A 12,993-nucleotide genomic window follows, 5' to 3' on the forward strand; every position below is an offset into this window, starting at 1 on the left:
TGGTCTTTTTGCTTTATTGCGGCACTAGGCCAGCGGCCTTGACCAGCTGCGCATGCAGGCTGATCTCCTGCGCAATTGTCTGCTGGAACTGCTCCGGGGTGGTGGGCGCCACCTCCATGCCCACGTCCTGCAGCTGCTGCTTGATGTCGTCGCGCAGCAAGATGGCCTGCACCTGGCGGTTGAGGGCGTCCACAATCGGGCGCGGCGTGCGCGCGGGGGCCAGCAGGCCAATCCAGGTCTGCATGACCATGTCGGGAATGCCGGCCTCGGCCATGGTTGGCACCTCGGCAATCAAGGGCGAGCGCTTGTCGCTCATCAGCGCCAAGGCCGTCAGCTTGCCGGACTTGAGGTGGGGCAGCGCCTCAGGCAGCGGCGCAAACAGCAGGTCCACATTGCCGCCCAGCATGTCGTTGATGGCGAGGGCACCGCCTTTGTAGGGGATGTGCGTCATCTGTAGCTGGCCCCGGGTCTCGAACATCAGCGCGGCCAGGTGCTGGGGGCTGCCTTCGCCAGAGCTGGCATAGGTCACGATGGTGGGCTGGGCCTTGGCAGCGGCCAGCACGGCAGCGGCGTTGGGGAATTTCTTGCGGTCCTTGACCACCAGCACCATGGCCTGGTTGGCCAGCTTGGTGATGGGCGCAAAGTCCGCCTGCGGGTCATACGGTAGGTCTTTGAAGATGCTTTTGTTGGTGGTCAGAAAGGACGCGGGCGAGGCCATCAAGGTGTAGCCGTCGGGGCTGGCCTTGGCCACCACCGGCAGGCCGATGCGGCCCGAGGCGCCGGCGCGGTTGTCTACGACAAAAGGCTGGCCGGTGCTGGCCTGCAACTGCTGGCCGACCAGGCGCGCGATCATGTCCACACCGCCGCCTGCCGGCAGAGCGACCATCACTTTGACCGGGTGGTTGGGGTAGCTGGCGGTCTGCGCCTGGGCGCCCAAGGCCCAAAAGCCCAGCGCAGCGACCAGGCTGACAAGGTGGTGACGACGATGCATGGTGAACACTCCTGAAAAATCAATGGCTGGGGGCCGGGGCGGGGTCGCTGGCCTGCAGGTAACGTGCCAGCCGCAGCCGGCTGATGGCCGCGATCTCGTTCAGCGCCAGCTGCAGCTCCATCTGCCGCGTGTGGCCCAGGCGCTGTGTGAACACAAGCAAGGCGGATGCCAAGCTGTGCTGGCGGATGCAGAGAATGAAGGGAAACCCAAAGCGTTCGCGGTAGGCGCGGTTCAAGGCATCCCATTGCTGGGCCTCTGCCTTGGGCAGCTGGCCCAGGCCCAGGCTGGCCTGCTCGTCGGTGGAGGGCGCATTCATCGCGCCCCGGCGCGCCAGCTCGCCGCCCAGCTCGGGATGGCCCGCCAAAAAACGGATGCGGCTCGCCTCATCCTGGCCGGCCACCACCGCCAGCATGGCGCTGTGCAGGGCATCGGCGCTGGCAAAGGGGCGCAGCGCCACGGTGTGCTCCGCCACCCAGGGCGCATGCTCCCAGATATCGGCCAGGGCCGCACAGAACGCAGCGGGCGGGCAATGGTTGAGGTGCTGGAGGCGTTGGTCAGGCGTCATGCAGGCCATGCTAGGGCTGCAGACCATTGCCGTCCATCATAGGTTTGGCAATGATGCGTACGCAAAATTAGTACAATCTCCGCATTCCGGAGACCCCGCCCCATGCGCCATTCGCTTGTACCTACCGCCCTGCGCTATGCAGACCAGGTGGCCCGCTCGGGCTCGATCCAGAAAGCCTCGCGCGAACTGCATGTGGCGGCCTCGGCCATCAACCGCCAGATTCTGGCGTTGGAAGAAGAATTGGGCGTGCCGCTGTTCGAGCGCATGCCCAGGGGCATGCGGCTGACGGCCTCTGGTGATGCGCTGATCACCATGGCGCGCCGCTGGCGCCAGGATGAAACCCGTATGGTGGCGGAGGTGCGGCGCATCCAGGGCATCCACCAGGGCCATGTGTCGCTGGTGGCGATGGACAGCCATGCCAGCAGCGTGCTGCCCGCGCTGATCGATGCCCTCCATGTGCAGCATCCCCTGGTCAGCCTGTCGGTGGAGCTGAGTACGCCCGACGATGCCGAAACCGCGCTGCTGACGGGCCGAGCCGATTTGGCTGCCATCTTTAACCTGGCGCCGCGCCGCGAACTGCTGGTGCTGTGGAAAGCCCAGCTGCCGCTGGGCTGTGTGGTGGCCCCGGGCCATGCGCTGGCCGGGCGCAAGTCCGTCAGTTTTCAGGAGGCCACCGCCTACCCGATTGCCTTGCAAAGCCGCGCCATCACCATCCGCCGCCATCTGGAGGCGCAGTTCAGCTGGCTGTTCAAGGATGCGCGGGGCTTTGTCGAGAGCAATTCGCTGCAGCTGGTCAAGCAGCTGGCGCTGGGCGGGCAGCGATTGATCTTCACCTCGGAGCTGGATGTTGCCCCCGAGCTTGCCGCCGGTGCGCTGGTCTTTATCCCCATCCGCGACCAGGGCGCCGAGCCCCAGGACATCAGCGTGGCGGTGGACGCCACCCGCCCGCCTGGCCCGGTCGTCAAGCTGGTGGCCGAGCAGCTGATGGCCGCGCTACAGGCCAGCCTGGACCAGGCCCGCAGCGCTGGAAAAAAGGCTTAACGCTCAGCCCGGTAGGGCTCGTCCATCGCGACAAAATCCTGCTCGGCCAGTGCCGCATCGATCCAGGCCTTGACGCCGGGCAGCTGGTGCACGCGCTCGATATAGGCGGCAATCTCGCCGGGCACCGGCAACTGGTAAGTTTTGAGGCGTGAGCACACCGGCGCGAAGTAGGCATCGGCGATGCTGAACTGGTCAAACAGCATGGGGCCACCATGCTGGACCAGCAGATGGCTCCACATGCTGCACAGGCGTTCGACGTTCTTGCGCACGGCGGCATTGTCGCGCCAGACAATCCGGCCCACCTCGGCCAGGTCGGCCTCGATGTTCATTGGGCAGGCGCTGCGCAGGGCGGTGAAGCCGCCATGCATTTCGGCGCAAATGCTGCGGGCGCTGGCGCGGGCTGCTTTGTCCTGGGGCCAGAGCTGTTTCTCGGGGAACTGCTCGGCCGCATATTCGGCAATTGCCAGGCTGTCCCAGACGCTGGTATCGCCATCGCGCAGCAGCGGAACCGTGCCGGTGGGGCTGAGGGCGGTCATCGTGCGCTTGAACTCGGACTGGCTGTCAAAGCCGTCAAAGCGGACCAATTTCTCTTCAAAAGGGATGTCCGCCTGGCGCAGCAGCACCCAGGCGCGCATGGACCAAGACGAATAATTTTTATTGCCGATATAAAGCTGCAGCATGATCTAGACCAATCAGTGAATGAGATGCCACCCGCTTTATACCGTATGCGCAAGCCCACAAAAGGGCTCGCCAGGTGCTAAGACTCAGCCATCGGCCAGACCACACCGTTGTCGTTCAGGATAGCGTCCAGCGGCAGGTCATGGGCTTCGGGCTCGAAGTCATCGACAAAGCCATTGGTAAAGCCCAGGCCCACGGTGAAGGGGCGCGGCTCCAGGGCGGCCAAGGTGCGGTCGTAAAAACCGCCACCATAGCCCAGGCGGTAGCCACCCGGACCATAGCCTACACAAGGCACAAACAGGAGGGTGGGCACGACCAGCTCGGTGTTTTGCGGCTTGGGGATGTCGTAGGCGTCCATCTCCATGGGGCAGCCGGGGTACCAGGCATGGAAGCTCAAGGTCTTGTGCTGCTTGTTGACGACGGGCAGGGCGATGCGCCGCAGTTTGGGCTCGTCCATCAGCGCACCGTCTTCTTTCCAGCGGTGCAGTGCTGGCAGCGGGTCAAACTCGCCCTTGATCGGCCAGTAGGCGCCAATGACGGCATCCTGGCGTTCCATCAGCCAAAAGCGCAGTACTTGCTGGAGCTGTTCGGCGCGCTCCAGGCGATCGGGCATATGCAGACGCTGTTCAATGAGCGCTTGGCGTACGGCTTTTTTATCCATTGCAAATATCCCTACAGAAACACGCTGGGTGACCCATTCTGACAGCCAAAAGTGACGTTCCCAGCAAATTGAAGCCGGTAAAAACCAGGTATCTTTTTTACATGTTGGGGCTGATTCGGTAAGTGCGTGTAAGCGGATGCCTGGTATTGCAGCCTTTTAACCTGTAGCCATGCCGGGCGGTGTGTATGATTTTGTGGTTCACCTGGGCGCCGCTGGATAGCGCCGCCGTCTTGCAACCTGGAGCGGCTATGCGTCGGAATTTTTTGCTTACCCCTTTGATGGCGGCCCTGCTGGCCTGCAGCGCGCTGCCACTGGCCGCACAGACGATTTTGCAGGGCGCAACGGCCGCGCCCGCCTCGGTGCAAACGCCCGTGCAACTGCAGTCCAGCCCCTCGGTCAGCAGCGGCATGGTCAATGACGATGTGATCGTCGACATGCAACAGGCCTTTCGCAAGCGCGAGAAAAACAAACTCACCCAACTGCTGCCCAATGCGCGCGGCCATGTGCTGGAGCCCTGGGCGGCGTATTGGGAACTGCGCGCCCGCCTGAATGAAGCGACCCAGGACGAGGTACAGGCCTTTCTGACCCGCTGGGCTGGCACCTACCAGGAAGACCGGCTGCGCAACGACTGGCTGCGCCTCTTGGGCCAGCGCCGCGACTGGAGCAATTTTGATGCGATGTACCCCGCCTTCCGCATGGGCGATGACCGCGAGCTGCGCTGCTATGCAGCGGTGATCGACCTGGCCAAGGGGGGCCAACGCGATCCCTTGGCCGAGACCGTCAAGAGCAACTGGTATGCGCAGCGCGATTCGGAAGACGGCTGCAACTTGGCGGCCTCCGAGATGTTCTCGGCCGGTGGCTTGCAGGCCGATGATGTGTGGCGCAGAGCGCGCCAGACGATGGAGACGGGCCGCCCGCGCGCGGCCCGCGCTGCGGTAGAGGTGGTGGCCCCCATGCAACTGCCCGCCTTCGCGACCATGTTGCAGTCGCCCAGCAAGTTTTTGACGGCCAAGGCCAAGACATCATCCAAGGAGCAGCAAGAGCTGGCCACCTTGGGGCTGATCAAGATCGCGGCGGACAACCCCGATGGCGCTGCCACCTTGATGGAAAGCCGCTGGAACGAGCTGCTGACCCAACCGCGCCGCGACTGGGTCTGGGGCGTCATCGGCAAGACCCAGGCCACCCGCCTGTCGCCCGATGCGATGGCCAGTTTTGCCAAGGTGGGCAAGGAGGCGAATCTGAGCGATGACCTGCTGGCCTGGAAAACCCGCGCCGCGCTGCGCGCCGGCCAGTGGCAGCAGGTGCGCAAGAGCATTGAGGCGATGAGCGCCGAGGAGCGGGACGACCCCACCTGGATGTACTGGCAGGCCAAGGCCTTGCAGGCCGGCCGTATCAGCGAGGCGCAGACCCAGCAGTCGCGCCAATTGCTGCAGAAGATCGCCGGCACCCAGGGCTTTTATGAGCAGCTGGCGCAAGAAGAGCTGGGCCAGCCCATCGTCATCGCCACCCAACCGGCCCCCATTGATGAGCAGGCACGCCAGGCGGTGCGCAGCAGCCCGGGCCTGGCGCGCGCGCTGTATGCGATCCAGCTGGGGCTGCGCAGTGAAGGCGTGCGCGAGTGGAACTACATGACCAACCTGCACCAGCGCGGCGGCATGGACGATGCCCAGCTGCTGGCTGCCGCCGAGCTAGCCTGCCAGCGCCAGATCTGGGACCGCTGCATCAACACCAGCGAGCGCACCAAGACGGTGGTCGATGCCGGCCAGCGCTACCCCATGCCGTTCAAGGATGCGGTGGTCAACCGCTCGCGCGAGATCGGGCTTGATCCCGCCTATGTCTATGGCCTGATTCGGCAGGAAAGCCGCTTCATCATGGATGCGCGCTCGGGCGTGGGTGCCTCGGGCCTCATGCAGATCATGCCGGCCACCGCCCGTTGGACGGCCCGCAAGATCGGCATGACCGATTTCACCCCAGCCAGCATCAATGACCGCGATACCAACATTACCCTGGGCACCGCCTACCTGAAGCTGGCGCTGGACGATTTTGACGGCTCGATGGCCCTGGCTGCCGCCGGCTACAACGCCGGCCCGGGCCGGCCGCGCAACTGGCGCAACGGTCCGGTGCTTGATGGCGCCATCTGGGCCGAGAATGTGCCCTTTTCCGAGACCCGCGACTATGTGAAAAAGGTGCTCTCCAACACCACCAGCTACGCCGCGATTCTGACGGGCCAGCCTCAGTCGCTGCGTGCGCGCCTGGGCTCGGTGGGCCCCAAGCCTGAGGGCGAGCCGGATCTGTCCAAAGAGCTGCCTTGACCTGCCGCTTTTGCGCAGTGCCGCACGGCACTGCGCGCTAGGTTCTACTGGTTAATGAGCATCGTGCCCTCGCGCCGCGCGGCGCCTGAGCGTTCCAGGTCGGCCACCAGCGATGCATGCCACTGCGCCAGGTCCTGGTCGGCAAAGTAGCGCTGGTGCAGCAGGCCGTAGTAGGGCGTGGCGGCCAACCAGGTCTGCACTTGCGCTAGCGGTAGCTGCTGCCATTCCAACAGCTTGTACTTGAGCAGCACCTTGGCGGCATAGAGGGCATGGCGCTCGGGGCTTTGCACAAAGCGTTCCAGCCGCTGGCGCGCGGTGTGCAAGGCCGTGCCCACATCGCTGAACGCACTGCCATGGCCGGGCAGCACCAGGCGGGGCTGCAGGCGCTCGATAACATCCAGTGTCGCTGCCACCTCATCAAAAGCCGCTGTGCCTTCAATCTCCGGAAAGACCACGCCAAAGCCGTTTTCCCAGAGCGCATCGGCGGAGATCAGGGTGCGCGAGGCGGGCTCAAACAAGATCACCGAATGTGGGTCGTGCCCGGGCGCGGCATGGCATTGCCAGCGCTGCTCGCCTAGCTGGATATCTGTGCCGGGCTGCAGCACCTCGTCCATCTGAAAGCGCGGGCAGTCCTGGCCGGTGGGGCGGTAGCTCAGCTGGTTCTCATCCCAATCGATGACGGCCTGCGCATGGCCGGGCGCAATGCTGGTGCGGGCCTGGGGCCAGCGCTGCTGCAAGGCGGCATTGCCGCCGCAGTGGTCGCTGTGCAAATGGGTGTTGACGATGCGCTGCAGCGGTGCGCCTTGCAAGCTGGCCTCCACCAGGCTCACGGTTTGCTCGGCATGGATGCAGTAGCCGGTGTCGACCACGGCGCTGACGCCCCGCACAAACACGGCATTGTTGGCCGACAGCCAACCGCGCTCGATGAACTGGAGATCCGGTGGCAATGGCAGGGCGGAGGCGGGCATGGTGGAGCAGGCGGCGGGGGCAAGACCCCCAGCCTAGCAGACCCGAAAAGCGGGCGCTTGCCCGGCTGGCACCCAGGCGTCAGCGCGGTGGCTGCGCCGCGCTGCTGCCGAGCATAAAGGCCTGGCGGGCCTGCTCGGGCGCGGCCAGCGTATCGGATTCGTCCTTGAGCTGCACGCCCGAGAGCTGACGCTGGCGGGCCTGCTGCATCAGGTAGTGCAGCTTGTGGACGGCATGCGCATAGCTCAACCCTTGCTCGCGCACATTGGAGATGCAGTTGCGCGACTCATCGGTCATGCCCGGGCGGGGCTGCCAGGTCATGTACAGGCCCATGCTGTCCGGAGAGCTGAGGCCCGGGCGCTCGCCGATCAGCACCACCACCAGCGAGGCGCCCAGCGCCGCCGCAATCTCATCGCCCAGCGCCACCCGCGCATTGCGCACGACGCTGATCGGGCCGACGCGCCATTGCTCGGCCAGCGCCGGCAGCATCTGGCGCAGAAAGGGCAGGGCATTGCGCTCTATCGCGAGGGAGGACAGGCCATCGGCCACGACAAACACCACATCGGCAGTGGCGGTCGGCAAGCCCTGCAGCAGCGTGCGCGATTCGGCACCCAGGCGCCGGCCCAGATCGGGCCGCTGCAGGTATGTGGGGCGGTCTTGCGCGGCGCTTTGCAGGCGCAACACCGGCTGCGCCTCGGGTGCCAGTGTTTGCAGCTCCCCTGCCAGCAGCTCAATATCGACCTCGGTGTGTACGGCCATGCGCGCCTGGGCATGGGCCAAGGCAAAGTCCAGATGCGCGCGCGTGGGCAGGCTGGTGCCGGCGCGGCCCAGCGCAATGCGGGCACTGGTGAACTGGCGCAGCCGCTCCCAGGGATTGGGGGTGACGGCGGCGCTGGCCGGCTCGGCGGCGGGCAGCGGTGCTTGGGCGGGGGGGCGTGGGGGCATGGAGAAATTCAATTCAGCTGGGCCAGCGCCCGCGAAAAAGGCGCGGGCAGGTCATGGGCCAGGCGCAGGCCCGGGCCACCGGCCTGGGTGATACCCATGGTCTGCAGCCAGGCCTCGAACTCGGGCGTGGGCCGCAGGCCCAGGGTCTTGCGCAGGTAGAGCGCATCGTGGAAGGAGGTGGTCTGGTAGTTCAGCATGATGTCGTCCGAGCCCGGAATGCCCATGATGAAATTGATGCCCGCTACGCCAAACAAGGTCAGCAGCACATCCATGTCGTTCTGGTCGGCCTGCGCATGGTTGGTGTAGCAAATGTCGCAGCCCATCGGCAGGCCCAGCAGCTTGCCGCAGAAATGGTCTTCCAGCCCGGCGCGGATGATCTGCTTGCCGTCGTAGAGGTACTCGGGGCCGATAAAGCCGACCACGGTATTCACCAGCAACGGCTGGAACTTGCGCGCCACCGCATAGGCGCGCGCCTCGCAGGTTTGCTGGTCCAACCCATGGTGGGCGCCGGCCGACAGTGCGCTGCCCTGGCCGGTTTCAAAGTACATGGCATTGTTGCCGACCGTGCCGCGCGCCAGGCTCTGCGCCGCGTCATAGCCCTCTTGCAGCAGGGCCAGGTCAATGCCAAAGCTGCGGTTGGCATCTTGCGTGCCGGCGATGGACTGGAAGACCAGGTCCACCGGCACGCCCCGGCCAATGGCCTCGATGCTGGTGGTCACATGGGTCAGCACGCAGGACTGGGTGGGGATCTGGTACTGCTGGATCACCTCGTCGAGCATGTAGAGCAAGGTGCTGACGGCGGCAATGCTGTCGCTGGCCGGGTTGATGCCGATGACGGCATCGCCATTGCCATACATCAGGCCGTCGAGGAGGCTGGCGGCAATGCCCGAGGGGTCGTCTGTGGGGTGGTTGGGCTGCAGGCGGGTGGACATGCGGCCGGGCAGGCCGATGGTGTTGCGAAAGCGGGTGACGACGCGGCATTTCTGCGCGATCAGGATCAGGTCCTGGTTGCGGCAGAGCTTGGAAGTGGCGGCCACCATCTCCGGGGTCAGGCCGGGCGCCAGTGCGCTCAGCGTGGCCTCATCAGCGGCATCGGACAGCAGCCAGTCGCGGAAACCGCCCACCGTCAAATGCGCCACCGGGGCAAAGGCGGCACGGTCATGGCTGTCGATGATCAGGCGGGTGACCTCGTCGCTCTCATAAGGCACCAGCGCCTCTTGCAGAAAGTGCGCCAGCGGCAGGTCGGCCAGCGCCATCTGCGCAGCGACGCGCTCGGTGTCATGGCGGGCCGCGACGCCCGCCAGGCTGTCGCCCGAGCGGGCAGGGGTGGCTTTGGCCATCAGCTCGCGCAGCGATGCAAATACATGGCGCTCGGCGCCGACGGTATGGGAATAGGGCATGGTGGCTCGTCAGGGCGTTGTCTCGCCGGGGGCGTCCGCCACCAGGTGGTGGCGGCTGTACAGCGCAAAGTAGGCGACGAAGACGGCGTAGACGATGACGGCGCCAACGAGCACCCGAGGGTCTACCAAGAAGCCCGCCACTACGGCGATGCAGGCCAGCACCAGCGCAATGCCCGAGGTGAACACGCCCCCCGGCGTGCGGTAGGCGCGGGGCAGGTTCGGCTCCTTGATGCGCAGCCAGATGTGCGAGGCCATCATCATCACGTAGGAGATGGTGGCGCCAAACACTGCGACGAGGATCAGCAGATCGCCCTGGCCGCTGAGCGACAGCGCAAAGCCGATGGCGCCGGGTACCAGCAGGGCCAGATAGGGCGTTTTGCGTTGGGTGGTCAACGACAAACCCCGGGGCAGGTAACCGGCGCGCGACATCGCAAACACCAGGCGCGAGTAGCCATAAATGATGGAGAAGAAGCTGGCAATCAGCCCGGCCAGGCCGACAAAATTGACGAAGCGGCTGATCCAGGTGGGGCCGCCCAGCACCTTGCTGGACTCCAGCGCCTCGACCAGCGGGTTGCCCGAGTTCATCAAGGCCGCCGCACCGGCACCGCCCGGTGCCAGCACCAGGATCAATCCGCAAAAGACCACCAGCACGACGATGGCGCCGATCAAACCCCTGGGCAGATCGCGGCGCGGGTCCTGCGCTTCTTCGGCGGCCAGCGGCACACCTTCCACCGCCAGAAAGAACCAGATGCCATAAGGGATGCAGGCCCAGATGCCGAGGTAGCCAAAGGGCAGAAAGTCGCTGGCGCCCCAGGCATCGGTGGGTGCAATGTCAAACAGGTTGCTGAACTGGAAATGCGGCACCATCGCGACGACAAATACCACCAGCGCGACCACCGCCAGCGCGGTGACGGCAAAAATCAGGCGCAGAGCCTCGCCGGCGCCATAGATATGGATGCCCAGAAACACGGCATAAAAGCCCAGGTAGACCATCCAGCCATCGATGCCGAACAGCGACTGGCAGTAGGCGCCGATAAAGGTGGCGATGGCGGCCGGGGCAATCGCGTATTCCATCAGGATTGCCACACCGCAGAGAAACCCACCCCAGGGCCCAAAGGCGCGCCGCGCAAAGCCATAACCGCCGCCGGCCGTGGGGGCGATGGTCGCCAGCTCGGCCAGCGCAAAGCACATGCAGGCGTACATGGTGGCCATCAGCGCGGAGGCCACCATCAAGCCGCCCCAGCCCCCCGTTTTGAGGCCAAAGTTCCAACCAGCGAAATCGCCGGAGATGACATAGGCCACCCCCAGGCCGACCAGCAGCAGCCAGCCGGCTGCCCCGCGCTTGAGCTGGCGCTGCTCGAAATAGTTGCTGGGCTGCGCGGCGCTGGCGCCTGCTTGCGGGGTGTTATCGGCCATGGCCTACCTTGTTGTCGATGGTGTCCCCCATGGTGGCAAGAATGTGGGCTGCGCTCTATCCGATTTCGGCAAATCTGGATAAGGGGAAGGCTGGGTTGACCTTGGTCCGCTTTTTGCATGACCATGCCTGTATGCCCAGCCACGCCATTGCGCCTCCATGTCCTTGAGCGCCCCTCCTCCATCGCCTGCACTGAGCAGCCGCCGGGCTGCGCAAGTGGCGCAGACCTGTGATGTGGACGAGCAGGCGGCCTTGCTGCAGGGCTGGAACCAGCGTTACGAGCAGCTGTCGGCCGGCAGTTTTGAGGGCAGGGTCACCAGCCTGCACCTGGGGCCCATCCAGGCCTGGCGTGAATTTTCCAGCCAAGCCTTGCACCAGACCGGGGCATTGCGCGCCGGGCAGCTGGCCATCGGGCTGCCCAGCAGCATTCCGGGCAACACCATGTTCTGCAACCGCTCTTGCAGCGAGGGGCATGCGATTGTGTTTTCAGGCGATGGGCCGTTTGAGTTTGTCTCGCCGGGCGGCATGGAGATCATCGACTTTGTCGTGGACCAGGGCAGCCTGGACCCCTACCTGACTGCCAGCGAGCGCGAACAGCTGCAGGGCCAGCTGGCGCAGCCGCATCTGCGGCCGGTATCGGCCCATGAGCGCTGGCGCCTACCGATTCTGCTATCCGACATGCAGCAGTGCCTGGCGCAGACGGCGCCCGAAGCGCTGCCGCCCCAGCAGCTCGACGAGATGGCTGGCGATGTGCTGGCGGCCATCGCCGCCGTGCTGCGCGATGGGGTGGGCAGTGAGGCCGATGAGCAGCTGTCTTACCAACGGCGTGCGCATATCGTCAGCATGGCGCGGGAGCGGGTGGTGGCGACGGGCGCCGATGGCTCATTGACGGTGGAGGACCTGTGCCAGGCGCTGGCAGTGAGCCGCCGGGCCTTGCAGTACTCGTTCCAGGAGGTGCTGGGCATCTCGCCGCAAAGCTATCTGCGCGCCGTGCGCCTCAATGGGGCACGCCGCGCCATCAAGCAGGGCAGCAGCGTCTCGGACGCTGCGCTGGCCTGGGGCTTTTGGCACTTTGGCCGCTTTGCGCAGGAGTACAAGGCGCTGTTTGCCGAGCTGCCCTCGCTGACCTGCAAGCGCTACCGCTGAGCGGCCCGCGCCGCGTATCAGTCGGGCGCGTCGGCCGCCAGCTCCGGCAGGCCGCGCAATGCGGCATACACGGGGGTGAAGTCGCCCTCGGTCATGTCAAACAGCTGCTGGAAATCGTCGATGACGAAGTAGGTCTGCTGGTAGCTGTCGATCTTGTAGCGGGTGCGCATGGTGCGCTCCAGCGACAGCGGCAGGCGCTGGGGCAGCGGGCTGGTTACCGCATGCTGCAGCTCACCCGATGAGCTCAGGATACCGGCGCCATAGGCGCGGATCTCGCCTTGCTCGCGGATCAGGCCAAACTCGATCGTGTACCAGTACAGGCGGCTGAGCATCTCGCAGGCGCCCAGGCGCTCGGCCTTGAGTCCGCCCTGGCCATAGCGCTGTACATAGTCGGCAATCACCGGGTTGAAGAGCAGCGGCACATGGCCAAACAGGTCGTGGAAGATATCGGGCTCGACCACATAGTCGAACTCTTCTGGCTTGCGGATCCAGTCGGTGACCGGGAATTGCCGGTTGGCCAGCAGGCTGAAAAAAGGCACCTCCGGGATCAGGCCCGGCACGGCCACAATCTCCCAGCCCGTCGCCAGGCGCAGGCGCTGGTTGATGTCTTCAAAGCGGGGGATGCGGTCTTCCACGCCCAGCGAGGGCAGCGCATCGATAAAGGCCTGGCTCGCCAGCCCCGGCAGCAAGGCCTTTTGGCGCGCATACAGGCGCCGGTAGGTGTCGTGGTCGGCCTCGGTGTAGGCGGCGTAGTCTTGCGCGCAGGTGTAGTCATCCTGCGCGCGGCTGTAGTCGCCACGGGGTGGGCGGTCGGATTGTCCATAAACCACGGGTGCTTGTCCCATGCTGTGCTCCTTACGTTTTTATAGAGACC

At 65.3% G+C, this 12,993-nt stretch carries 12 protein-coding genes; 3 read left to right on the plus strand and 9 right to left on the minus strand.

Annotated features, from left to right (window positions below):
* Positions 1–13 precede the first annotated feature (13 nt).
* The gene (locus HS961_RS05205) at positions 14–991 is read right to left on the minus strand and encodes a Bug family tripartite tricarboxylate transporter substrate binding protein (RefSeq protein WP_182326694.1); all 978 of its coding nucleotides are present in this window, start codon (positions 989–991) and stop codon (positions 14–16) included.
* 19 nt (positions 992–1,010) lie between these two features.
* Positions 1,011–1,556 carry a 2-oxo-4-hydroxy-4-carboxy-5-ureidoimidazoline decarboxylase gene (gene uraD / locus HS961_RS05210; protein WP_182326695.1) on the minus strand — a complete coding sequence of 182 codons (546 nt, stop codon included), beginning with the start codon at positions 1,554–1,556 and terminating at the stop codon, positions 1,011–1,013.
* A 102-nt stretch (positions 1,557–1,658) separates the two neighbouring features.
* On the opposite strand from uraD, the gene HS961_RS05215 reads away from it, so the two are divergent.
* Entirely contained in the window at positions 1,659–2,597 is a 939-nt protein-coding gene (locus HS961_RS05215) for a LysR family transcriptional regulator (protein ID WP_182326696.1), read from the plus strand.
* On the opposite strand, the gene HS961_RS05220 is transcribed toward HS961_RS05215, so the two are convergent.
* Both HS961_RS05220 and HS961_RS05225 read right to left on the minus strand, forming a co-directional pair.
* On the minus strand, positions 2,594–3,277 hold the full coding sequence (locus HS961_RS05220) for a glutathione S-transferase family protein (RefSeq protein WP_182326697.1): 684 nt from the start codon (positions 3,275–3,277) through the stop codon (positions 2,594–2,596). The genes HS961_RS05215 and HS961_RS05220 overlap by 4 nt on opposite strands.
* Before the next feature lie 77 nt (positions 3,278–3,354).
* On the minus strand, positions 3,355–3,936 hold the full coding sequence (locus HS961_RS05225) for a 5-formyltetrahydrofolate cyclo-ligase (RefSeq protein WP_182326698.1): 582 nt from the start codon (positions 3,934–3,936) through the stop codon (positions 3,355–3,357).
* Positions 3,937–4,184: 248 nt separating this feature from the next.
* Here HS961_RS05225 and HS961_RS05230 point away from each other — a divergent pair, with 248 nt between their 5' ends.
* Entirely contained in the window at positions 4,185–6,248 is a 2,064-nt protein-coding gene (locus HS961_RS05230; RefSeq protein WP_182326699.1) for a lytic transglycosylase domain-containing protein, read from the plus strand.
* 44 nt (positions 6,249–6,292) lie between these two features.
* On the opposite strand, the gene HS961_RS05235 is transcribed toward HS961_RS05230, so the two are convergent.
* From HS961_RS05235 to eat, 4 genes are all read right to left on the minus strand, one after another.
* Entirely contained in the window at positions 6,293–7,216 is a 924-nt protein-coding gene (locus HS961_RS05235) for an MBL fold metallo-hydrolase (RefSeq protein WP_182326700.1), read from the minus strand.
* Between the two features lie 79 nt (positions 7,217–7,295).
* Entirely contained in the window at positions 7,296–8,159 is an 864-nt protein-coding gene (gene eutC / locus HS961_RS05240) for an ethanolamine ammonia-lyase subunit EutC (protein ID WP_182326701.1), read from the minus strand.
* Between the two features lie 8 nt (positions 8,160–8,167).
* A complete protein-coding gene (locus tag HS961_RS05245) occupies positions 8,168–9,559 on the minus strand; it encodes an ethanolamine ammonia-lyase subunit EutB (protein WP_182326702.1) in 1,392 nt (463 codons plus the stop codon).
* Positions 9,560–9,568: 9 nt separating this feature from the next.
* Positions 9,569–10,975, minus strand: coding sequence for an ethanolamine permease (eat, locus tag HS961_RS05250; protein WP_182326703.1), 1,407 nt, complete (start codon positions 10,973–10,975; stop codon positions 9,569–9,571).
* A 157-nt stretch (positions 10,976–11,132) separates the two neighbouring features.
* On the opposite strand from eat, the gene HS961_RS05255 reads away from it, so the two are divergent.
* Positions 11,133–12,119 carry a helix-turn-helix domain-containing protein gene (locus tag HS961_RS05255; protein WP_182326704.1) on the plus strand — a complete coding sequence of 329 codons (987 nt, stop codon included), beginning with the start codon at positions 11,133–11,135 and terminating at the stop codon, positions 12,117–12,119.
* A 17-nt stretch (positions 12,120–12,136) separates the two neighbouring features.
* Here HS961_RS05255 and phhA read toward each other — a convergent pair whose 3' ends face one another.
* On the minus strand, positions 12,137–12,964 hold the full coding sequence (gene phhA, locus HS961_RS05260; protein WP_182326705.1) for a phenylalanine 4-monooxygenase: 828 nt from the start codon (positions 12,962–12,964) through the stop codon (positions 12,137–12,139).
* Positions 12,965–12,993 lie beyond the last annotated feature (29 nt).

This window comes from Comamonas piscis, assembly GCF_014109725.1.
Classification (GTDB): domain Bacteria; phylum Pseudomonadota; class Gammaproteobacteria; order Burkholderiales; family Burkholderiaceae_C; genus Comamonas; species Comamonas piscis.